Source organism: Rathayibacter sp. AC451, assembly GCF_979253095.1.
Genome location: NZ_CEEDBD010000001.1, coordinates 1,871,575 through 1,893,042, shown reverse-complemented (window position 1 = coordinate 1,893,042; position 21,468 = coordinate 1,871,575). Strand labels below are relative to the sequence as shown.

The following is a 21,468-nucleotide window of genomic DNA, read 5'->3' as shown; positions in this document are numbered from 1 at the left end:
GACGCCCCGCTCCCGGGCCCGTGCAGTGCGTGCAAGACTGGCGCGCAGCCGCTCGACCCCCGGAGGAACGCGATGAGCCAGGTCCCGATGAGCCCGCCGCCGGTCGCTCCGCCCGGGCCCGGGCGCACCCCGCTCGGTGCGGGCGCCTGGGTCGCGATCGCGATCAGCGGTGTCCTCGGGCTCGTCTACACCGGCGTGCTCGCCACGCTCCTGGCGGTCGGCGTCGGCCTCGCGGTCGACGCCGCGGAGCCGGCGGCGACGAGCGTCCCCGCTCCCGGGGGCTCGGAGGAGCCGTTCGGCGAGGGCGACCCGTTCGGCGACGACGACTCCGGCGACCCGTTCGGCGACGACTCCGGCGACCCGACCGATCCCCTCTACGGCTACCCCGGCTACGAGGAGGGCGACGCCGCCTCCGTGCTGGACCAGCCCTCCGCCGAGGAGGCGATCGCACTCTCGGAGCAGGCCGTCGCCGCGGTGGAGGCGGCCGTCCTCGGAGAGTGGGAATCTGCCGACGACGAGTACTACGAGCGCTCCGAGAACGCCTACGGCGGCCCGTCCCTGCTCGTCGACTACCTCTCGGCGACCGGCTACGCCGAGGCCGACCTCTCGACCGACGCCGACAAGCAGGCCGTGGTCGACCGCTTCACCGCCGCGCTCGCCCCCCTCGGCTTCGACTCGATCGACATCGCGGACGCGCCGTCCGAGTGGTCGGAGGTCGGCTACACCCTCCCCGGCGAGCTGAGCGACGAGGAGGCGCGGGCGGCACTCTGGGTCGTCACCGCCTCCTCCACCGACCGGCTCGTGCCGGCGGTCGAGCTGGGGCTCGTCGACCTCGACTCCGATGCGAGCGGCGAGGTGGAGGCGATGCTGAACGATGTCGGCCTGAGCCCGGCGCCGAGCGGTGCATTCCTGGCCGGCTACGCGAGCGGAGTGCTCGAGTCGGGCGACCGCGCCGAGTTCACCGCTCGGATGGAGGAGTTCGGCGGCATCGCGACCGCCTGACGACGCCGCGCTATCCGCATCCGCCCGCCCCCGCAAGCCCAGGTCCGCCGCAGGCGTCCCGCCTAGCGTGAGGGCATGGCGGAACCCCGAGCGACCAGACCCCTGCGCGACTACGCGGCGATCGGCGACGGGAGGACGGTCGCACTGATCGCGCGGGACGGCAACGTCGACTGGATGCCGGTGCCCGACCTCGGATCGACCCCCGCGTTCGCCGCGCTGATCGACCCGGAGTCCGGCGGCTGCGTCGAGCTGCGGCCCGAGGAGCCCGCCGAAGTCACCCGCAGGTACCTGCAGGACACCAACGTCCTCGAGACCACGTTCACGACCGAGTCGGGATCCGTCACGGTCACCGACGCGCTCGTCACCGGCATCGCGGGCCGCCTGCCGTGGGCCGAGCTGGCCCGGCGCGTCGACGGGGTCGAGGGCGAGGTGCGGATGCGCTGGGCCGTCCGACCCGGCACGGGCCTGGGCACGGTCTCGCCGTGGATCCAGAACGCCGACGGCCGCTCGCTCATCCGCGCCGGCGACATCACCATCGGCATCACCGGTCAGGAGCACGGACCCGACGGCGACGACGCCCCCTCGGGAGCCGGCGACGAGCTCACCGGGGCCTTCACCGTCACGGGCGGGAAGAAGCCGTCGCGCCACGTCCTCGTGGTCTCGGCCACGCACGACGAGCCGCTGCACTTCCCCGATGCGCACAACGTCGACCGGGGCATCGACCGCACGATCCGCAGCTGGCTCGCCTGGTCCGAGGAGTTCTCGTACGACGGCCCGTGGGCCGACGCCGTGCAGCGCAGCGCGCTCGCACTCAAGCTGCTGATCTACTCGCCCACCGGCGCGATCGCGGCGGCCGCCACCACGTCGCTCCCCGAGTCGCCCAACGGCGGCAAGAACTGGGACTACCGCTTCGCCTGGGTGCGCGACGCCGCCTACACCGCGCACGCGCTCGTGCGGTTCGGTCTGCGCGAGGAGACGCACGCGGCCCTGTCGTGGCTCCTGCGCACCATCAAGGAGCACGGCCCGGACCTGCACATCTTCTACGGGCTCGACGGCTCGCTGCCCAGCGGGGTGACGGAGTACGACGTGCCCGGCTGGGCGGGCATCGGTCCGGTCGTCTCGGGCAACGGCGCGCAGAACCAGCTGCAGCTCGGCGTGTTCGGCGACCTCTTCGACATCTGCCGCATCTACGTCGACTCGGGGAACGTGCTCGACATCCAGACCGGCCGGCTGCTCTCGCGCGTCGCCGACACCACCTGCGACCTCTGGCGCAACCGCGACGCCGGCATGTGGGAGCTGAAGGAGGAGCAGCACTACACGTCCTCCAAGATGGGCTGCTGGCAGGCGCTGGACGCCGCCGTGCACCTCGCCGAGGTCGGGCAGATCCCGGGCAGCCCCGACCGGTGGCGGTTCGAGCGCGACCGCCTCCGCGAGTGGATCGAGGAGCACTGCTGGTCCGAGGAGCTGGGCTCCTACGTGATGTACCCCGGCTCGTCCGAGCTCGACGCCTCGGTGCTGCTGCACGCCCCGAGCGGGTACGAGCGCGGCGAGCGGATGATCTCGACGATCGACGCCCTGGTGGGCGAGCTCGGCCGCGGCGCCCTGATGTTCCGCTACTCCGGCATGGAGGGGGAGGAGCACCCCTTCGTCGCCTGCTCGTTCTGGCTGGCCTCGGCGCTCGCCTGCGTCGGCCGGCACGACGAGGCGATCGCGCTGATGGACGAGCTGGTCGCCACGATGCCCAACGACGTCGGCATCATGTCCGAGATGGTCGCGACCGATGATCTGGCCTTCTGGGGCAACCTGCCGCAGGGCCTCAGCCACCTGGCGCTCGTCAACGCGGCGATCACCATCGAGGAGCTCGCACCCGAGAAGGTCGGGTCGAGGAAGCCCGGGTCGAGGAAGCCCGGGAGCGGCAAGAGGAGGAGTTCATGAGCGAGCTGAGCGCACGTCTGTTCCGCGACACCCGGGCGATCCTGGTCGAGAGCCCGTTCTGGCTCGACGGCCGGCTGCTGTGGTGCGACATCTCGACCGGCACGATCCACGCGAGCGCGCTCGACGGAGCCGTCGACGGCTCCGACGACCTGGTCGTGCCCGTCGAAGCTCCGCTGGGGTCGTTCCAGCCGGCGCGCGGGGGCGGCTTCGTCGCGGCCCTGGGCGACCGGATCGTGCTGCTCGACGACGCGTTCGCGATCGAGCGCGAGCTGGCTCCGATCGAGCACGTCCACGCCGGTCTGCGGATGAACGAGGGCAAGTGCGACCCCTCCGGGCGGTTCGTCGCGGGGTCGATGAACCTCACCACCGAGGAGCCGGACGGCGCTCTCTACCGCGTGGACGCCTCCGGGCGCCTCGAGACCCTGCTGGGCGGCTTCGCCGTCGCGAACGGCTTCGAGTGGTCCGGAGACGGCGCGACGTTCTACTTCACCGACACGGGCGTCTCGACCGTCTTCCGCTGCTCGTACGGCGACGAGCTCGGCGAGCCGGAGCCGTTCCTCGTCGGCCGGTCGTTCGACGGCCTCGCCCTCGACGTCGACGGCTGCTTCTGGACCGGAGCGAACGGCGAGAGCGCCGTGCTGCGCTGGAGCCCCGAGGGGGAGCTCCTCGACGAGATCGCGATCCCCGCTCCGAACGTGACCGGACTGGGCTTCGGCGGAACGGACCTGTCGACCCTGTTCGTCGGCACCGCCCGCGAGAAGCTCGAGGAGCAGCAGCTCGTCGACGCCCCGCTCTCGGGTGGGATCTTCGCGATCGACACCCCCACACGCGGTAGACCTGCGGAGGTGTTCGGCGCAAGTCGTTGAGCGACTCGGGCGGGGGAGCGTAGACCGGAGTTATGGACCTAGGAATCGCCGGACGCACCGCCCTCGTCACCGGAGCCGACTCGGGCATCGGGCTCGCCACCGCCACGCTCCTGCTCGCGGAGGGCGCGACCGTCGTCGTGTCGGACCGCGATCAGGAGAAGCTCGACGCGGCGGCCGCCGGGCTCGACGCTCCGGACGGACGCCTGCACGCCTTCGCCGCCGACGTCACGAGTGTCGAGGAGCTCGCCGCCCTGCACGCGCAGGTCGCCGAGGCCGTCGGCGAGATCGACATCCTCGTGCAGAGCGCGGGCGTCACCGGCGCCCAGGGCCTCTTCCACGAGATCGACGACGAGGGCTGGACCAGCACGCTCGAGACCGACCTGCTCGGGCCCGTGCGGCTCGTGCGCGAGTTCCTCCCTGACCTGCGCAGCGGAGGATGGGGGCGGCTCGTGCTCGTCGCCTCCGAGGACGCGGTGCAGCCCTACGACGACGAGCTGCCGTACTGCGCCGCGAAGGCCGGAGTGCTCGCACTGGCCAAGGGGCTCTCGCGCTCGTACGCCCTCGAGGGCCTGCTCGTGAACGCGGTCTCGCCCGCGTTCATCCGCAGCCCCATGACCGACGCGATGATGCAGAAGCGAGCGGAGCAGCGCGGCACGTCGACGGACGAGGCGATCGCGTCGTTCCTCGACGAGGAGCGCCCGTACATGGAGCTCAAGCGCCGCGGCGAGACCGACGAGGTCGCGGCTGTGATCGCGTTCCTCTGCTCCGAGCGGGCCTCGTTCGTGAACGGATCCAACTACCGCGTCGACTCGGGCTCGGTCGCGACGATCTGATCTCCTTCCGCGCGCCCGGAGTCAACCCCCCATCGCTCTGGGCCCCCGTCCGGGCGGCGTCCAGCCGCAGCAGCCAGACTCGGTGGAGGGGATCACCCCGACACCGTCAAGAGAAAGGAATGGTCCATGACCACCACCCTCGAACGCCACGTCGAAGCCCCCGCCGGCTCCGGAGCCAAGACCAGCCGTCGTCAGAACGCCGAGAAGGGCTTCAAGGCCTCGAAGGAGCTGCTCGACAGCCTCCAGATCGTCCTCGTCGACCTGATCGAGCTCCACGTGCAGGGCAAGCAGGCGCACTGGAACGTCGTCGGCAAGAACTTCCGCGACCTGCACCTGCAGCTCGACGAGATCATCGAGGCCGCGCGCGAGTTCAGCGACGACATCGCCGAGCGCATGCGCGCGCTGCACGGCATCCCGGACGGCCGCAGCGACACCGTCGCGGCGACCACCACCCTGCCCGAGTACCCGCACGGCGAGATCGACACCGCCGAGACGGTCGACCTCGTCACCATCCGCCTCGAGAACACCGCCGCCACCATGCGCGAGGTGCACGACCAGGTCGACGAGGAGGACCCGACCAGCGCGGACCTCCTGCACGCGATCATCCAGAGCCTCGAGCAGTTCGCCTGGATGGTGTCGGCCGAGAACCGCCGCACCTCCACCGCGAAGTAGCACTCCGCAGCACTGACGACAGAGGGACCCCGCACTGCGCGGGGTCCCTCTTCGCGTGCGGTCACCGCTGACCGAGGAGCGCGCGCTTCCTGCTGATCGAGTAGCGCGCGCAGCGCGCCTATAGAGATCCCCGTCCTCGGGGCCGCAGGCGTCCGCTCGGGCACCGACAGTAGGGTCGAGGGCATGAGCACGCAGGTTTCCGAGCTGTTCGACGCGAGCCGGTGGGAGCCGGTGCGCGGCTTCGACGCTCTCGAGGACATCACCTACCACCACGACCGCACCGGGCGCATCGCCCGCGTCGCCTTCGACCGGCCGGAGGTGCGCAACGCGTTCCGCCCGCGCACCGTCGACGAGCTCTACAACGCGCTCGAGGACGCCCGGACGAACCCGCGCATCGGCGTCGTGATCCTCACCGGCAACGGCCCGAGCCCCAAGGACGGCGGCTGGGCGTTCTGCTCCGGCGGCGACCAGCGGATCCGCGGGCGCGACGGCTACCGCTACTCCGACGGCGAGACGGCCGAGGGGATCGACGCCGCACGCTCGGGCCGCCTGCACATCCTCGAGGTGCAGCGCCTCATCCGCTTCATGCCCAAGGTCGTGCTCGCGGCAGTGCCCGGCTGGGCGGCGGGCGGCGGCCACTCGCTCCACGTGGTCTGCGACCTCACGATCGCCTCGGCCGAGCACGGCCGCTTCAAGCAGACGGACGCCGACGTGGGCTCGTTCGACGCCGGCTACGGCTCGGCGTACTTCGCCCGCCAGATCGGGCAGAAGGCGGCCCGCGAGGTCTTCTTCCTCGCCCGCGAGTACTCGGCGCAGCGCGCCTACGAGATGGGCGCGGTGAACGCGGCGGTGCCCCACGCCGAGCTCGAGTCGACGGCGCTGGAGTGGGCCGAGACGATCCTGACCAAGTCGCCCACCGCGATCCGCATGCTCAAGTACGCGTTCAACGCGGTCGACGACGGGCTCGTCGGCCAGCAGCTCTTCGCCGGCGAGACGACGCGGCTCGCCTACGGCACCGACGAGGCCGTCGAGGGCCGCGACTCCTTCCTCGAGAAGCGCGAGCCCGACTGGTCCCCGTTCCCGTGGCAGTACTGAGCCCATGACCCGGGAGCTGATCGCGGTCGACCCCGCTCCGGAGCAGGTGCTGATCGCCCTGCGCGCCGCCCTGGACGGCAGCGGCCCGGCGATCCGCGTCGCCGCCCCCGGAGCGTCGGAATCCGCCGCCGCGGTGGTTCCGCAGCGCGTGGCCGTCGTGGTCGAGACCTCCGGCTCCTCCGGCCCGCCCAAGCGCGTCGCGCTCGCGACCGGGGCTCTGCTGACCAGCGCCGCCGCCACCCTCGCCGAGCTCGGCGGACCGGGCCGCTGGCTGTTGTGCCTCCCCACCCATTACATCGCGGGGGTGCAGGTGCTCGTGCGCTCGATCACCGCCGACGCCGACCCGGTCGTCCTGCCCGAGGGGCACTTCGATCCGCTCGCGTTCCTGGAGCTCGCCCGGACGATGCCCGCGGGCGAGCGCCGCTACTCCTCCCTCGTGCCGGTGCAGCTCGCACGGCTGCTCGACGCGGCGGAGGCGGACCCGGCCCAGGCCGCGACGCTCCGCTCGTTCGACGGGCTGCTGATCGGAGGGCAGGCCGCCCCGCAGCCGCTGCGCGACCGGGCTGCGGCGCTCGGGGTGCAGGTGCGCCTGACCTACGGCTCGAGCGAGACGGCGGGCGGCTGCGTCTACGACGGCTCGCCGCTGCGCGACGTCCGGGTCCGGATCGACGACGGACAGGTGCTGCTCGGCGGGCCGACCCTCGCCGAGGGCTACCTCGACGCCGACGGCGGGTTCGACGTCGACCGCACGGCGGCCGCGTTCACCAGCATCGCGGGGGAGCGCTGGTACCGCACCGGCGACGCGGGCGAGCTGGTCGACGGACGACTCCGCGTGACCGGCCGCCTGGACAGGGTGATCGTCTCGGGCGGGGAGAAGGTCTCGCTCGACGCGGTCGAGAAGGTGCTGCGCGACGGCGCCGTCCCCGATGCGGTCGTCGTGCGCCGTGCCGACGAGCAGTGGGGCGAGGTGCCCGTGCTGGTGACGACGTCCGGGGCGGCTCTCGCCGACGTCAGATCCGCGGTGCAGGAGGCGCTCGGCCGCGCGGCCCGGCCCGCCGCGGTGCTGCGCGTGGAGGCCGTGCCGCTGCTCGCCTCCGGCAAGCCGGACCGCCGTGCCTTGGAGGGCCTCGCCGCGACCGCGGACTGAGGCGTCTCGGTAGGATTCCCTCCGTGTCGAGTACGAGTCGCAAGAAGAAGCCGCAGGCGAAGCCCGGAGCGGCCGTCCCGGCGGCAACCCGCAGAAGGTGCAGGTCGCCCCGGCCGGACCGCGCGAATGGATCGCGGGAGCCCGCCTGCGCACGCTCCCGCTCGCGATCGCCCCCGTGCTGATCGGCACCGGAGCGACCCAGGTCACCGACGAGGGCTGGCACTGGGTCCGCGCCCTGCTCTGCCTCGCGGTCTCGCTGGCGCTCCAGATCGGCGTCAACTACGCCAACGACTACTCCGACGGCGTGCGCGGCACGGACGCGAACCGCGTCGGCCCCTCGCGCCTCACCGGCTCCGGAGCGGCGAAGCCGAAGCAGGTGCTCACGGTCGCCCTGGTCTTCTTCGGCCTCGCCGCCGTCGCCGGACTCGTGCTCACCGTGCTGTCCGGCCACTGGTGGTTCCTGCTCGTGGGCGCCGCCGCCATCGCGGCCGGCTGGTTCTACACGGGCGGCCGCCGCCCCTACGGCTACCTCGGCCTCGGCGACGTGTTCGTCTTCGTGTTCTTCGGCCTCGTCGCCACCGTCGGCACCACCTTCGTGCAGATCGGCCGCACCAATCAGGAGTCGTGGCTCGGCGCGGTCGCCGCCGGCCTCTTCGCCTGCGCGGTGCTGATGGTCAACAACATCCGCGACATCCCGACCGACCGGGCGTCGGGCAAGCGGACCCTCGCCGTGATCGTCGGCCCGACCGTCGCCCGCGCGCTGTACAGCGCGTTCGTGCTGGTGCCCTTCGGCATCTCGGTGATCCTGGCGCTGTTCTACCCGCTCGCCTGGCTGACGCTGTTCGTGCTGCTGGCGATCCTGCCGGCGATCCTCATCACGCTCACCGCGCGCACGGCGAAGGAGCTGATCCTGGCCCTGCAGCTGACGAGCCTGGGCGGGCTGGCGTACGCGGCGATCCTCGGGGCGGCGCTCGCGTTCTGAGACGCCACGGCGCCGAGGCGCTGGTGCGCTGAGGCGCCCTAGCGCTCCTCGCGCGATCGGTCGACCGCGGCGTCCTCGATGTCGTCGTCGGTCGGGGCGCGGGGCACGTCCTTGCGGCGCTCGTAGATCGCCTCGGCGATGGCCTCGCGGGGCCTGCGCAGGACGATGTAGGAGAGCGACATGCTGGCGATCGCCGCGACGACGCCCGCGGTGACCGCCGCGGTCAGCTCGGAGTCGACGAAGTTGCGGGCGGGCAGGTAGACCAGGACGAAGACAGCGGCGAACATCGCCAGACGCAGGAGCGAGTAGACGACGACGGCGCGGCTGAGTTTCACCGGGACAGTGTACGTCGGCCCCCGCACGCGCTTCCGTGAGCACCCCGGGAGCCTCCTGTCCAGCCTCCGAGCGCCCGGTCCGCGAACAGCAGGCGGACGTAGACTGAACTCTGTGATCCGCCTCGTTATCGGCCTGCTCGTGGCCCTCGCCGTCTTCACGGTCTACACCGTGATCGATGTCGCGATGAGCAATCGCCACGCGGTGCGCGCGATCCCCAAGTGGTCCTGGGTCCTCGTGGTCCTCCTGCTGCCGGTGATCGGCGCTGGGCTGTGGTTCTGGATCGGCCGTCCCCGCAAGCAGCGTGTGAACGGGCGCCGCTTCACGGCTCCGGACGACGACCCCGACTTCCTCGGCACGATCCGCCAGGAGCGCGATCCCGAGAAGGAGCGCGAGCAGGCCGAGCGCATCGCCCAGCTCGAGCGCGACCTCGCCGATCTGGACGACCCCGACAAGTCCGACGGCCCCGGCCGACGGGATGCCTGAGCACCCTCCGGTCGCGCCCTCCACCCGTTCCGCGGTCGACCTCCTCGCCCGCTTCGTCGCGCTCGGCGTCCGCGACGTCGTCGTGTCCCCGGGATCGCGGTCGCAGGCGCTGGCCCTCGTCGCCGCCGAGCTCGAGACGCGCGGGGCGATCCGGTTGCACGTGCGCGTCGACGAGCGCTCGGCCGGCTTCCTCGCGCTGGGGCTCGCGCTGGAGTCCGGACTGCCGGCGCTGGTGATCACCACCTCCGGGACCGCGACCGCCAACCTGCACCCCGCCGTCCTCGAGGCCGACGCCTCGGACGTGCCGCTGATCGTGCTGACCGCGGACCGCCCGGACGAGCTGCGCGGCATCCGCTCCAACCAGACGACGGAGCAGCGCGAGCTCTACGGCCGCGCCGTGCGGCTGTTCGAGGACGTCCCCGCGCCCGGTCCCGAGTCGCTGCCGGAGGAGACCGCCGCGCTCGCCGACCGGGCTCTCGCCGCTGCGCTGCACCCCGGCGGCCCGGTGCACCTCAATCTGGCGTTCCGCGATCCGCTCTCCTCGCGGCTGCCGGCGTTCGAGGTCCCCGTGGCCGAGGCGCCCCCCGTGCGCGGTCCCGCCGAGGAGGTCGAGCGCGTCGTCGCCGGGCCGGACGAGCCGCTGACGGTCGTCATCGCCGGGGACAAGGCGGGGGACGTCGCCGAGGCGACCGCCCGCGCGGGCGACTGGCCCCTGCTGGCCGAGGTCTCCTCCGGGGCGCGCTTCGGGCCGCAGCTGGTGGTCGCCTGGCGGCGACTGCTCGGCGAGCCGGACTTCGGCGGGCGGGTGCGGCGCGCGATCGTGTTGGGACATCCGACGCTCTCGCGGGAGGTGCCGGAGCTGCTGCGCCGCGAGGACGTCGAGGTGATCGTCGTCGACCGCGGTCGCCCGCAGTTCTACAACCCGGGCCGTCGTGCGCGGCGGGTCGCGGGAGTGGAGGTGGTGCGCCCCGCCGACGCGCCGCGTCCCGATCGCGCCGAGCGCGCGTGGGCCGGCTCCTGGGTGTTCAGCAGCCGCGCGCTCGTGGAGGATCCGGACGCGCTGCCCGAGGCCCCCGACGGCGGCACCATGTCGCTGGAGGACCGGCGCAGCTTCGCCCGCAACGCCCTCGCCGCCGTGCGCGCGCCCCTCACCCGCGAGTTCGTCGTGTCGGCGGTCTGGCGCGTGACCTGGCCGCACGACCGCCTGCTCTTCGGGGCGTCGCGCCTCATCCGCGTGGCCGACGGCGTGCTGCCGGGCAAGAAGGTCACGGTGCACGCCAACCGCGGCCTCGCCGGCATCGACGGCACCGTGTCGACGGCGCTCGGCATCGCCGTGGCGTCGCAGTCGACCGAGCGCGGAGCGGCGGGAGTGACGCGCGTGATCCTCGGCGACCTCACGCTGCTGCACGAGGCTGGCGGACTGATGCTCGCTCCCGGCGAGCGGCGGCCGCGGGTGCAGCTCGTCGTCGTGAACGACGGGGGAGGCACGATCTTCGACGGCCTCGAGGTCGCGTCGAGCTCGGCGCCGGACGCGTTCGACCGCGTGCAGTTCACTCCGCAGTCGGTGGATCTGGAATCGCTGGCGCGGGCGTACGGATGGTCGTACTCGCGGGTCTCGACGCGCGGGGAGCTCGAGCAGGTGCTGACGGCGCCGGGGGACGGGCCGGGGATCGTGGAGGTGCCGCTGGGGCGGTGAATCGTGCGGGAAGGCGCTCCTCCACCGGCGTGGGCCGAGCCGGTTCCTCCCCCGATGCCGAGCACTGCGGAACGCGTGACGGGACTTGCCGCTTCACTGAACGCATGGCGGAGACGGGATCGGATTCAGCGGCGCTGAGCAAGGTGCGGGTTCTCGGCGACCGAGCGGCGGAGCTCGCGCTCAGCGCGGCACCGGTGCTCCTCGCCGCCGCGGAGGCCCTGCACGCGGGATACCGAGCGGCGCTGGCGAGCCCTCTGTCGTTCGCGCGAGGGCGGAGCCTCACCGCAAGCGGGGCACGCGATCTCGTGGCGCGATCGATCCGGGCCGAGTTCGCGGTGGTCCTGCAGATCTCGGAGCGGGCCGTGACCCGCGAGATCGAGCACGCGCAGTTGCTGGTCGACGAACTGCCGCGCACGCGCGCCGCACTCGCCGCGGCGCGCATGCGGTGGGAGGCGGGCCAGGTGATCTGCGCGGTCGCGGGGTCCCTTCCCGCGGGTTCGCGCGCGGCTCTCGACGAGCGGGCGGTCGTGCTCGCCGTGGCGATGACTCCGACCCAGCTGCGGCGTGCTCTCGCCCTGCTCCGGGACGAGCTGCACGAGCAGCCGCTCGCTGAGCGGCACGCGCGGGCTCGCGAGGACCGGGCGGTCTGGCTGCGACCCGAGGCCGACGGGATGGCGACGCTCTGCGCGCACGTACCGGCGCCGATCGCGGTGGGCGCGCTGGCCCGTCTCGACCGGATCGCTCGCGGACTGCGCGGTGCCTCTCCTGCCGACGGGCGCGCTGACGAGCGGACTCTCGCCCAGCTGCGCGCCGATGCGTTCGGCGACCTCCTGTGCCACGGCGACGTCGCGGGCACCTCACCGGAGGTCGGCACGGAGGCGCCGACGACCTTCCTCCCCGGCATCCGTGCGGAGGTGAGGATGACGATGGCGGCGACCACCGCGTCGGGAGCCGACGATGCCCCGGTCGACCTCGACGGGTACGGGCTCGTGCCCGCCGACGCGGCGGACGAGCTCGTCGGATCGGGCACGAGCTTCACGCCGGTCGGGATCGACGAGAGGACCGGCGCGGTCGTCTCGGTCGGGCGCACGCACCGCGTGCCACCACCGCGGATGCGGCTGCTGGTGCGGCTGCGCGACCGGACCTGCCGCTTCCCGGGCTGCACCCGGTCGGCGTCCGCGACCGAGGCCGATCACACGATCGAATGGCGGAAGGGCGGAGAGACATCTCCCGGGAACCTCGCCTCGCTGTGCGTCGCCCACCATCACGTCCGGCACGGCGATCGCTGGACCTACGTCCTCCATCCGGACGGCGTGGCCGACTGGACCACGCCGACCGGGAGAAGCGTGACGACTCGGCCCGTGGCGCTGGAGCGCCGTCCGGTGCTGCCGAGCACGGTGTCCGTCGAGGAGCCGCCTCCCTCCTGAGGAGGGGAGAGCGGTGGCCGGCGCCGACGGCCGCCGCAGTCGGTCGGTGCAGAGAAGCGGAGGGGCGAGAGGATCCGGCTCGGGGAGTCGTGATGACCGCCACGTCGATGCGCCTTCGCGCGCGACGTCGAGAGTGGACGCTCGCGTGCGCGGCTCAGCTCAGCGCGTCCTGCACCGGGCGGAACTTGATCCGCGTCTCGGCCAGTTCGGCGTCGGGGTCGCTGTCGGCGACGATCCCGGCACCCGCCCACGCAGTGAGATCGCCGTCGTCGTCGATCTGGGCGCTGCGCAGGCCCACGGCCCACTCGCCGTCGCCGCGGCCGTCGATCCAGCCCACTGGCCCGGCGTAGCGGCCGCGGTCGAAGGGCTCGAGCTCGTCGATCAGCTGGAGCGCCGAGGCGGTGGGCGTGCCGGCGACGGCGGCCGTCGGGTGCAGGGCGTCGACCAGGTCGAGCGCCGTCGAGGCATCGCCGAGCGTGCCGCGCACGTCGGTGGCCAAGTGCCACAGGTTCGGGAGCTTCAGCGTGAACGGCTCGCCGCTCGCGCTCAGCGACGATGTGTGCGGCCGCAGCTCCCTCAGCAGGCTCGCGATCGCGAAGGCGTGCTCGGAGCGGTCCTTGGCGCTGTCGAGGAGACCCTGCGCGATGGCCGCGTCGGACGCCGCGTCCGTCCCGCGCGCGCTCGTGCCGGCGAGGACCCGCGCGGTGATCGCTCCGTGGTCGACCCCCACGAGGGTCTCGGGGCTCGCGCCGACGAAGCCGTCGACGGCGAAAGTCCAGCAGTCGGGATAGGTCGAGGCGAAGTCGACCAGGATCCGCCGCAGATCCGCACCGCGGGGCAGGTGCCCGCGGAGGTCGCGCGCCAGCACGACCTTCTCGAGCGCCCCGGCGCGGATGCTGCCGACCGCCGAGGCCACCGCCGAGCGGTAGCCGTCCGGCGTCATCGCGCCGGGCAGGAGGGAGAGGCGGTACTCGTCGCCGAACGGCCGTGCGGCGGGCCGGTCCGCGCCTGATCCGCCATCGGAGGTGATCGTGGTGAGCCAGGAGCGACCGCCGCGCGCGCCGACGACCGTCCGCGGCACGATCAGCACGCTGGTCGCCGACGAGCGGCTCGAGAAGGCGAACGCACCGAAGGCGACGAGCCCCGAACCCGGCAGTCCGATCGGATCGTCGACCACGGCGGAGGCGCACAGCGCCCGCCACGCGTCGGCGGCCTCGCGCAGTCGGTCGGGCCCCGAGAACTCGAGCCGGAGCGCCTCGCCGAGACCGACGAGTCCGGAGCCGTTCCGCTGCCAGAGGAGGGGACGCCGCGGATCCGCGAGAGAGGGGAGCGCCGCGGGGGAGTCCAGCGGGGTCGTCCCCACGTGGAGAGGAGGAGCCCCGGCGCCGATGAGCGTCACGCCCTAAGGCTACGCCCGCGCCGATGGGCCCTCCTCCGGATCGGGAGGGTGTGCAGACCGGCCGCCCCGCGCCGGAGCGGCGGACGTCCCACGCCCCGCGCCCTCCCGCAGGATCCGCGCCGGTACCGTGATGCGCGCCGGAGCCGCCCGCTAGGCGGAGCAGGGCGGTTCCGGTTCCTCGCACGTCCTCCCGCAACCCCGCGCGGGAGGCGGATCCACAGCCGCCGCGCCGCCGCTCGCTCTAGACTCGATGATCGTGACTAAGGCAGACCTCACCAAGCGCCCCGACGAGGTCGCCGCCATGTTCGACACGGTGGCGCCCGCTTACGACCTGACCAACACGGTCCTCTCCGCCGGCAACGACCACCTCTGGCGCATCGCCACGACGCGGGCCGTGAACCCCGTGAAGGGCGAGCGGATCCTCGACGTCGCCGCGGGCACGGGCACCTCCTCCGCCTCCCTCGCGCGCTCCGGTGCCGAGGTCGTCGCCGCGGACTTCTCGCCCGGCATGATCTCGGTCGGCCGCCGGCGCCAGGCCGGCAACGAGCTGATCGAGTTCGTGCAGGCCGACGCGATGGACCTCCCCTTCGAGGACGAGTCCTTCGACGCCGTCACGATCTCGTTCGGACTGCGCAACGTCGCCGAGCCGCGCACGGCGCTCGCCGAGTTCTTCCGCGTGGTGAAGCCGGGCGGTCGCGTCGTGATCTGCGAGTTCTCGACTCCGCCCGTGAAGCCCCTCGCCGCGGCCTACGACCTCTACCTCTCGCGGGTGATGCCGGCCGTCGTGAGCATCGCCTCGTCGAACGACCCCGCCTACGACTACCTCGGCGACTCCATCCGTGCCTGGCCCGAGCAGAAGGTCGTGGCGTCGTGGCTGCGCGGAGCCGGCTTCGAGCGCGTCGCCTACAAGAACCTCACCTTCGGAATCGTGGCGCTGCACCGCGGCATCAAGCCGATCGTCGCGACCTCATGAGCGCCGGAGCCGACCCGGGCCGAGACGTTAGGGTTTCAGTGTGAACGCCACTGCGCCCGTCGCCCGCCGCAGCCCGTCCCTGACGGCGCAGCTCGGCCTCTCCGAGCGCATCTTCTCGACCGCGTCGGACCGCTCGCTCGCCCGCGCGATCGACGAGGGCCTCGAGCTGGTCGAGTCGGGGCTGGTCCACCAGCTCTCGTTCGCCGACCAGGTCGCCGACGTCTCGACGCGCTACCTGCTCGAGGCGGGCGGCAAGCGCGTCCGCCCGATGCTCACGCTCCTCGCCGCGCAGCTGGGCCGCGGCAACACCCCGCAGGTGCTGCTGGGCGCCCAGGCGATCGAGATCACGCACCTCGCCTCGCTGTACCACGACGACGTCATGGACGAGGCGGAGAAGCGCCGCGGCGTCCCCTCCGCCCAGACCGTGTGGGGCAACAACGTCGCGATCCTCACCGGCGACCTGCTCTTCGCCCGCGCCAACCAGCTGATGATCGAGCTCGGCGACCGCGCGATCCGCCTCCAGGCCGACACCTTCGAGCGCCTCGTCCTCGGCCAGCTGCACGAGACCGTCGGCCCGACCGACGGCGAGGACCCGGTCGAGCACTACCTCTCGGTGCTCGCCGACAAGACCGGCTCGCTCATCGCGGCCGCCGGTCGCACCGGCGTCGTCTTCGCCGACGGCCCGGCCGAGTACGAGGAGGCGATGCGCGTCTTCGGCGAGAAGATCGGTGTCGCGTTCCAGATCGTCGACGACGTCATCGACCTCTCCCCGCAGCCTGAGGAGACCGGCAAGAACCCGGGCACCGACATCCGCGCCGGCGTCTCCACGCTGCCGATCCTGCGTCTGCGCGAGCGGGCTGAGTCCGACCGCGAGGCGGCCGTGCTGCTGGCCCGCATCGAGAGCTACGTCAGCCGCACCCACGACGAGATCGCGCACACCGACGAGCAGCACGCCGACATCTCGGACGCCATCGCGCAGCTGCGCGACCACGACGTGACGGCGCAGACCCTCGCCGAGGCCCACCGCTGGGCCGACGAGGCCGTCGCCGCCCTCGCCCCGCTGCCCGACGGCTCGGTCCGCAAGGCGCTCACGCGCTTCGCGGACACCGTCGTCGACCGCAACGGCTGACCCCGATCGTCGCGGCGCTCCCTGCGCCGCAGGAAATGAGACCGGACGTGCGCCGCGGCGCCCCGGCAGGAGGAACGCAATGACCAAGCTCAGGCTGGCCATCGTCGGCGCGGGGCCCGCGGGCATCTACGCCGCCGACCTCATGATCAAGGCCGAGAAGAAGTACGACGTCTCGATCGACCTGTTCGAGCAGCTCCCGGCGCCGTACGGCCTGGTCCGCTACGGAGTCGCCCCCGACCACCCGCGCATCAAGGGCATCGTCAACGCCCTGCGCGAGGTCCTCGACCGCGGAGACATCCGCATCTTCGGCAACGTGCACTTCGGCACCGACCTCACCCTCGAGGACCTGAAGCGGCACTACCACGCGGTCATCTTCTCGACCGGAGCGATCCGCGACGCCCCGCTCGACGTCCCCGGCGTCGACCTCGAGGGCTCGTACGGAGCGGCCGACTTCGTCAGCTGGTTCGACGGGCACCCCGACGTGCCGCGCACCTGGCCGCTCGAGGCCTCCTCGGTCGCGGTCATCGGCAACGGCAACGTGGCGCTCGACGTCTCGCGGATGCTCGCCAAGCACGCCGACGACCTGCTGCCCACCGAGGTCCCGCCGAACGTCTACGAGGGCCTGAAGGCGTCGCCCGTCACCGACGTGCACGTCTTCGGCCGCCGCGGCCCGGCGCAGGTCAAGTTCACGCCGCTCGAGCTCCGCGAGCTCGGCGAGCTGCGCGACGTCGACATGATCGTGCACGACGAGGACTTCGTGCTCGACCCCGCCTCGCAGGCCGCGATCGAGACCAACAAGCAGGTCATGGTCATCAACCGCGTGCTGAACCAGTGGCGCACGCGCGAGACGGGCGGCGCGTCGCGCCGACTCCACCTGCACTTCTGGGCCAAGCCGCTCGAGTTCGTCGACGACGGGGAGGGCCGCGTCGCCGCGATCCGCTACGAGCGCACCGAGCCGGACGGCGAGGGCGGCGTGCGCGGCACGGGCGAGATCCGCGAGGTGCCGGTGCAGGCCGTGTACCGCGCGGTCGGCTACTTCGGCTCCCCGCTCGACGGCCTCCCGTTCGACGAGATGCGCGGAGTGATCCCCAACCGCGAGGGCCAGGTCCTCGACGACGAGGACCAGCAGGTCCACGGCGTCTACGCCACCGGCTGGATCAAGCGCGGCCCGGTCGGCCTCATCGGCCACACCAAGTCCGACGCGATGGAGACCGTGGGCCACGTGCTGCGCGACCAGGCGTCGTGGTGGACCCCGGCGCACCCCGAGGAGTCGGCGATCGTGGCGCTCCTCGAGGAGCGCGGTGTCGCCTACACCGACCTCGAGGGCTGGCACCGCCTCGACGAGCACGAGCAGGCGCTCGGCGCTCCGGAGGGACGCGCCCGCGTCAAGGTCGTGCCGCGCGAGGACATGATCGCGATCTCCCGCGCCGAGACTGTCGCGGGCTGACCCCACGCTCGTCCGAAGGCCCTCCGGTGCGCACCGGGGGGCCTTCGTGCATGTCGGAGGGCTCCCGTACACTGCGGGCAGCCGCGAGGGCGGCGCGAAGGACGGGGATGCGATGACCAGCACGACGACAGCGGGGCCGCACGATGTCATCCGGGTGCGCGGTGCCCGGCAGAACAACCTCCGGGGCGTCGACGTCGACATCCCCAAGCGCCGCATCACCGTGTTCACGGGGGTCTCGGGCTCGGGCAAGTCGTCGCTCGTCTTCGGCACGATCGCCGCCGAGTCGCAGCGGCTCATCAACGAGACCTACCCCGCCTTCGTGCAGCAGTTCATGGGCTCGCCCGCGCGGCCCGACGTCGAGTCGCTCGACGGGCTCTCGGCGACCATCGTGGTCGACCAGGAGCGCATGGGCGCCAACGGCCGCTCCACGGTCGGCACCGCGACCGACGCGTACACCATGCTGCGCATCCTCTTCAGTCGGATCGGCGACCCGCACGCCGGCACGAGCGGCGCGTTCTCGTTCAACCTGCCCGAGGGCATGTGCCCGCGCTGCGAGGGCACCGGCCGCGCCTCCGACATCGACCTCGACGCGCTCTTCGACCGCTCGAAGTCGCTCGAGGGCGGCGCGCTCGACGCGATCCCCAACTTCGTCGTCGGCGGCTGGTACTGGAAGGCCCTCGCCGAGTCGGGCCTGTACCCGGCCGACCGCCCGATCGCCGAGTTCACCCCGGAGCAGCTCGACGCGTTCCTCTACCGCCCCGCCACCAAGATGGCGATCGGGGGGATGAACCTCACGTACGAGGGCCTGGTGGTGAAGGTCACCCGGCTCTACCTGGCGAAGGAGTCGCCCCAGGCGCACATCCGCGCGTTCGCCGAGCGCGTGGCCACCTTCGCCGCCTGCCCCGAGTGCGGGGGAGCGCGGCTCACCCGCGCGGCGCTCGCCTCCCGCATCGCCGGGCGCAACATCGCCGAGTGCTCCTCGATGCAGGCGACCGACCTGGCCGAGTGGCTCCGCGGCGTCGACGACCGCTCCGTCGCCCCGATCGTCGAGACCCTGCTCGGCACCCTCGACTCGCTCGTGCAGGTCGGTCTCGGCTACCTCTCGCTCGATCGCGAGTCCGGCACGCTGTCGGGCGGCGAGGCGCAGCGCGTCAAGATGGTGCGGCACCTCGGCTCCAGCCTCACCGACATCACCTACGTCTTCGACGAGCCGACCGCCGGACTGCACCCGCACGACGTCTCGCGCATGATCGAGCTGCTGCGCCGCCTCCGTGACAAGGGCAACACGGTGCTCGTCGTCGAGCACAAGCCCGAGATCATCGTGATCGCCGACCACGTCGTCGACCTGGGGCCGCGAGCGGGTGCGCACGGCGGCGAGATCCGCTTCGAGGGATCGGTCGAGGGCCTGCGCGGCTCCGACACCCTCACCGGGAGGCACCTCGACCACCGCGTGCCGCTGAAGGCGGAGGTGCGCACGCCGACCTCGTTCGCCGAGATCCGCGGGGCGGCCACGCACAACCTCCGCGGCGTCGACGTCGACGTGCCGCTCGGGGTGCTGACGGTCGTCACCGGCGTCGCCGGGTCGGGCAAGTCCTCGCTCATCCACGGCAGCCTCGCCAAGCGGCCCGGAGTGGTCGTGGCCGACCAGTCGCCCATCCGCGGTTCGCGCCGCAGCAACCCGGCGACCTACACCGGCGTCCTCGACGCGATCCGCGCGGCGTTCGCGAAGGCCAACGGAGTGAAGCCCGCGCTGTTCAGCGCCAACTCCGCCGGAGCGTGCCCCGTCTGCAAGGGGGCGGGGCTCATCTTCACCGAGCTCGGACCGGCCGCCACCGTCTCGTCGGTCTGCGAGGAGTGCGAGGGCAAGCGCTTCACCGCCGAGGTGCTCGAGTACCGCCTGCGGGGCCTGAACATCCACGAGGTGCTCTCGCTGCCGATCGTCGAGGCCGCCGAGTTCTTCGGCTCGGGTCCCGCGCACACGATCCTCGCGCGCCTGGTCGACGTGGGCCTGGGCTACCTGACCCTCGGTCAGCCGCTCAACACGCTCTCGGGCGGCGAGAGGCAGCGCCTCAAGCTCGCGATCAACATGGCCTCGAAGGGCGCGGTGTACATCCTGGACGAGCCGACGACGGGCCTGCACCTCGCCGACGTCGACAACCTGCTGGGTCTGCTCGACCGGCTGGTCGACTCCGGCAGCTCGGTGATCGTGATCGAGCACCACCAGGCGCTGATGGCGCACGCCGATTGGATCATCGACGTGGGCCCCGGCGCCGGTCACGACGGCGGCTCGATCGTCTTCGAGGGCACGCCTCGCGATCTCGTCGCGGACGGAGCCACCCTCACCGCCCGCGCGCTGAAGGCGTACGCGTCCTGAGCGGGGCATGGCGCCCGGACGTCCTGGGGCCCGGCTTCGAGCAGCGCACCCTGCCCCTCGGCGAGGACGACGAGGGAGAGGTCGTCGCGACCCTGGTGCGCCACCGGCCGGCCGCGCCGCGCTGGCCGGGCCCCGCCTCCGGAGTGGACGTCCTCTACGTGCACGGCTGGAGCGACTACTTCTTCCAGACCGAGCTCGCCGAGTTCTGGCACGGGCTCGGCGCGCGCTTCTTCGCCCTCGACCTGCGCAAGTACGGCCGCAGCCTGCGGCCCCACCAGACACCGGGCTTCGCGACCGACCTCACCGTCTACGACGAGGATCTCGCGGCCGCCCGGGCGGCGATGGCCGAGCACAAGCACCGCGACCGCCGGCTCGTGCTGATGGGGCACTCGACGGGCGGGCTGACGCTGAGCCTCTGGGCGGCCCGCCATCCCGACGAGCTGTCGGCGCTCGTCCTCAACAGTCCGTGGCTCGAGTTCCAGGCCCGCTCGGTGGGCCGTCAGATGCTCGCGCCGTGGATGATGCTGCGCGCCCGCGTCGCTCCGCACGGCACTCTGCCCCCGATCGATCAGGGCTTCTACTCGCGCACCGTCTCGGCGACGCTCGAGGGGGAGTGGGAGTACGACCCCGCCTGGCGACCGGAGCGCGGGTTCCCGGTGAGCCCGGCCTGGCTGGCGACGGTGCTCGCGGGGCACCGCCGCGTCGAGCGCGGGCTGAACCTGCGGATGCCCGTGCTGACGATGCTCTCCTCCCGCAGCGTGCTGCTGCCGTGGTGGAGCGACGAGATGCGCTCGGCCGATGTGGCCCTCGACGTGCGGTCGATCGGCGAGCGCGCCGCGACGCTGGGATCCACGGTGACGATCGTCCGCCTGGACGGAGCCGTGCACGACGTCGTGCTCTCGGCGCCCCGGATCCGAGCTCGCGCCTACGCCGAGCTCGAGCGGTGGGCGCGCGGCTACCTCGCCCCCGACCGCCCGGCGGAGGGGCGGGGCGCGTCCTTCGCCGAGCGGCTCAGCGCGAGAACGGGCCGCGCAGCGCCGCCCACTGCAGGAGCATGATCGTCTTCGCGTCCACGATCTGGACCCCGATCTGGGTGAGGGCCTCGTCGAACGAGAGCTCCACGACCTCGGTGTCCTCGCCCTCGTCGGCGAGGCCGGCGAAAGCGCCCTCCCGGGAGCCGGCGCGGTAGCGTCCGGCGTAGAAGTGCAGCATCTCGGTGATCGAGCCGGGGCTCATGTAGGCGTCGAAGACGTGCTCGAGCCGGCCGACCTCGAGACCGGTCTCCTCCGAGGCCTCGCGGCGGGCGCCCTCCTCGGGCCCCTCCTCGTCGAGCAGGCCGGCGGGCACCTCGAGGAGCATGCCGTCGAGGTTCCCGTTGACGTAGGTGGGGTAGCGGAACTGCCGCACGAGCACCACGGTGCGCGCATCGGCGTCGTACAGCAGCACGGCCGCCCCGTTGCCGCGGTCGTACGTCTCGCGGTGCTCGGTGGTCACTCGGCCGTCGCGGTGGCGGTACTCGAACTCGGTCGTGCGCAGGACGTACCAGTGGCTCGAGAGCAGGGTCACCCGCTTCACGTCGACGTCGGGGTTGCCGGTGAGGTCGTAGCCCTCCTGATCGAGGCCGGTGCGGCCCCGGCGGTCGGGCTCGTCGATCCCGGCGGTCATGCTCGTG

19 protein-coding genes are annotated in these 21,468 nt (G+C 72.7%); 16 read left to right on the top strand and 3 right to left on the bottom strand.

Annotation, left to right across the window (positions count from 1 at the left end; all coding sequences use genetic code 11):
- Positions 1–72: 72 nt before the first annotated feature.
- The 8 genes from AC0CID_RS09060 to AC0CID_RS09025 all read left to right on the top strand — a co-directional run bounded on the left by AC0CID_RS09060 (position 73) and on the right by AC0CID_RS09025 (position 8,532).
- Positions 73–1,002, top strand: a complete 930-nt coding sequence (locus AC0CID_RS09060) for a hypothetical protein (protein ID WP_465226534.1) — start codon at positions 73–75, stop codon at positions 1,000–1,002.
- A 75-nt stretch (positions 1,003–1,077) separates the two neighbouring features.
- Positions 1,078–2,937 carry a glycoside hydrolase family 15 protein gene (locus AC0CID_RS09055; protein WP_465226533.1) on the top strand — a complete coding sequence of 620 codons (1,860 nt, stop codon included), beginning with the start codon at positions 1,078–1,080 and terminating at the stop codon, positions 2,935–2,937.
- Positions 2,934–3,803, top strand: a complete 870-nt coding sequence (locus AC0CID_RS09050; protein ID WP_465226532.1) for an SMP-30/gluconolactonase/LRE family protein — start codon at positions 2,934–2,936, stop codon at positions 3,801–3,803. Before AC0CID_RS09055 ends, AC0CID_RS09050 begins: the two co-directional genes overlap by 4 nt.
- A gap of 32 nt (positions 3,804–3,835) precedes the next feature.
- Positions 3,836–4,636, top strand: coding sequence for an SDR family NAD(P)-dependent oxidoreductase (locus AC0CID_RS09045; protein WP_465226531.1), 801 nt, complete (start codon positions 3,836–3,838; stop codon positions 4,634–4,636).
- A 126-nt stretch (positions 4,637–4,762) separates the two neighbouring features.
- Complete coding sequence (locus AC0CID_RS09040) at positions 4,763–5,308, top strand: Dps family protein (protein WP_055790487.1); 546 nt, start codon at positions 4,763–4,765, stop codon at positions 5,306–5,308.
- Positions 5,309–5,491: 183 nt separating this feature from the next.
- On the top strand, positions 5,492–6,403 hold the full coding sequence (locus AC0CID_RS09035) for a 1,4-dihydroxy-2-naphthoyl-CoA synthase (RefSeq protein ID WP_465226530.1): 912 nt from the start codon (positions 5,492–5,494) through the stop codon (positions 6,401–6,403).
- A 4-nt stretch (positions 6,404–6,407) separates the two neighbouring features.
- On the top strand, positions 6,408–7,550 hold the full coding sequence (locus AC0CID_RS09030) for an AMP-binding protein (RefSeq protein ID WP_465226529.1): 1,143 nt from the start codon (positions 6,408–6,410) through the stop codon (positions 7,548–7,550).
- Positions 7,551–7,647: 97 nt separating this feature from the next.
- On the top strand, positions 7,648–8,532 hold the full coding sequence (locus AC0CID_RS09025) for a 1,4-dihydroxy-2-naphthoate polyprenyltransferase (RefSeq protein ID WP_465226528.1): 885 nt from the start codon (positions 7,648–7,650) through the stop codon (positions 8,530–8,532).
- A gap of 38 nt (positions 8,533–8,570) precedes the next feature.
- Here AC0CID_RS09025 and AC0CID_RS09020 read toward each other — a convergent pair whose 3' ends face one another.
- A complete protein-coding gene (locus AC0CID_RS09020; RefSeq protein WP_207405442.1) occupies positions 8,571–8,867 on the bottom strand; it encodes a DUF4229 domain-containing protein in 297 nt (98 codons plus the stop codon).
- 112 nt (positions 8,868–8,979) lie between these two features.
- On the opposite strand from AC0CID_RS09020, the gene AC0CID_RS09015 reads away from it, so the two are divergent.
- The 3 genes from AC0CID_RS09015 to AC0CID_RS09005 all read left to right on the top strand — a co-directional run bounded on the left by AC0CID_RS09015 (position 8,980) and on the right by AC0CID_RS09005 (position 12,474).
- Positions 8,980–9,351, top strand: coding sequence for a PLDc N-terminal domain-containing protein (locus tag AC0CID_RS09015; RefSeq protein WP_207405440.1), 372 nt, complete (start codon positions 8,980–8,982; stop codon positions 9,349–9,351).
- A complete protein-coding gene (gene menD, locus AC0CID_RS09010; RefSeq protein ID WP_465226527.1) occupies positions 9,344–11,047 on the top strand; it encodes a 2-succinyl-5-enolpyruvyl-6-hydroxy-3-cyclohexene-1-carboxylic-acid synthase in 1,704 nt (567 codons plus the stop codon). The genes AC0CID_RS09015 and menD overlap by 8 nt, the downstream gene beginning before the upstream one ends.
- 104 nt (positions 11,048–11,151) lie before the next feature.
- A complete protein-coding gene (locus AC0CID_RS09005) occupies positions 11,152–12,474 on the top strand; it encodes an HNH endonuclease signature motif containing protein (protein WP_465226526.1) in 1,323 nt (440 codons plus the stop codon).
- Between the two features lie 154 nt (positions 12,475–12,628).
- On the opposite strand, the gene AC0CID_RS09000 is transcribed toward AC0CID_RS09005, so the two are convergent.
- Positions 12,629–13,873 (bottom strand): isochorismate synthase, encoded by a 1,245-nt coding sequence (locus AC0CID_RS09000; RefSeq protein WP_465226525.1) that lies wholly within the window; start codon positions 13,871–13,873, stop codon positions 12,629–12,631.
- A 256-nt stretch (positions 13,874–14,129) separates the two neighbouring features.
- On the opposite strand from AC0CID_RS09000, the gene ubiE reads away from it, so the two are divergent.
- The 5 genes from ubiE to AC0CID_RS08975 all read left to right on the top strand — a co-directional run bounded on the left by ubiE (position 14,130) and on the right by AC0CID_RS08975 (position 20,854).
- The gene (gene ubiE, locus AC0CID_RS08995; RefSeq protein WP_465226524.1) at positions 14,130–14,846 is read left to right on the top strand and encodes a bifunctional demethylmenaquinone methyltransferase/2-methoxy-6-polyprenyl-1,4-benzoquinol methylase UbiE; all 717 of its coding nucleotides are present in this window, start codon (positions 14,130–14,132) and stop codon (positions 14,844–14,846) included.
- 40 nt (positions 14,847–14,886) lie between these two features.
- Positions 14,887–15,975, top strand: a complete 1,089-nt coding sequence (locus AC0CID_RS08990) for a polyprenyl synthetase family protein (RefSeq protein ID WP_465226523.1) — start codon at positions 14,887–14,889, stop codon at positions 15,973–15,975.
- A gap of 79 nt (positions 15,976–16,054) precedes the next feature.
- Entirely contained in the window at positions 16,055–17,422 is a 1,368-nt protein-coding gene (locus AC0CID_RS08985; RefSeq protein WP_465226522.1) for an FAD-dependent oxidoreductase, read from the top strand.
- Positions 17,423–17,534: 112 nt separating this feature from the next.
- Positions 17,535–19,796 (top strand): ATP-binding cassette domain-containing protein, encoded by a 2,262-nt coding sequence (locus AC0CID_RS08980; protein WP_465226521.1) that lies wholly within the window; start codon positions 17,535–17,537, stop codon positions 19,794–19,796.
- Positions 19,793–20,854, top strand: a complete 1,062-nt coding sequence (locus AC0CID_RS08975; RefSeq protein ID WP_465228072.1) for an alpha/beta hydrolase — start codon at positions 19,793–19,795, stop codon at positions 20,852–20,854. The genes AC0CID_RS08980 and AC0CID_RS08975 overlap by 4 nt, the downstream gene beginning before the upstream one ends.
- Here the strand turns inward: AC0CID_RS08975 and AC0CID_RS08970 are convergent.
- Entirely contained in the window at positions 20,808–21,461 is a 654-nt protein-coding gene (locus tag AC0CID_RS08970; RefSeq protein WP_207405426.1) for an NUDIX domain-containing protein, read from the bottom strand. The genes AC0CID_RS08975 and AC0CID_RS08970 overlap by 47 nt on opposite strands.
- Positions 21,462–21,468 lie beyond the last annotated feature (7 nt).

Coding starts and splice junctions, on each gene's coding strand:
- AC0CID_RS08985 (WP_465226522.1), top strand. CDS start 16,055: ATGACCAAGCTCAGGCTGGCCATCGTCGGCGCGGGGCCCGCGGGCATC.
- AC0CID_RS08970 (WP_207405426.1), bottom strand. CDS start 21,461: ATGACCGCCGGGATCGACGAGCCCGACCGCCGGGGCCGCACCGGCCTC.
- AC0CID_RS09005 (WP_465226526.1), top strand. CDS start 11,152: ATGGCGGAGACGGGATCGGATTCAGCGGCGCTGAGCAAGGTGCGGGTT.
- AC0CID_RS08980 (WP_465226521.1), top strand. CDS start 17,535: ATGACCAGCACGACGACAGCGGGGCCGCACGATGTCATCCGGGTGCGC.
- AC0CID_RS09030 (WP_465226529.1), top strand. CDS start 6,408: ATGACCCGGGAGCTGATCGCGGTCGACCCCGCTCCGGAGCAGGTGCTG.
- AC0CID_RS09035 (WP_465226530.1), top strand. CDS start 5,492: ATGAGCACGCAGGTTTCCGAGCTGTTCGACGCGAGCCGGTGGGAGCCG.
- AC0CID_RS09055 (WP_465226533.1), top strand. CDS start 1,078: ATGGCGGAACCCCGAGCGACCAGACCCCTGCGCGACTACGCGGCGATC.
- menD (WP_465226527.1), top strand. CDS start 9,344: ATGCCTGAGCACCCTCCGGTCGCGCCCTCCACCCGTTCCGCGGTCGAC.
- AC0CID_RS09040 (WP_055790487.1), top strand. CDS start 4,763: ATGACCACCACCCTCGAACGCCACGTCGAAGCCCCCGCCGGCTCCGGA.
- AC0CID_RS09045 (WP_465226531.1), top strand. CDS start 3,836: ATGGACCTAGGAATCGCCGGACGCACCGCCCTCGTCACCGGAGCCGAC.
- AC0CID_RS09060 (WP_465226534.1), top strand. CDS start 73: ATGAGCCAGGTCCCGATGAGCCCGCCGCCGGTCGCTCCGCCCGGGCCC.
- AC0CID_RS09050 (WP_465226532.1), top strand. CDS start 2,934: ATGAGCGAGCTGAGCGCACGTCTGTTCCGCGACACCCGGGCGATCCTG.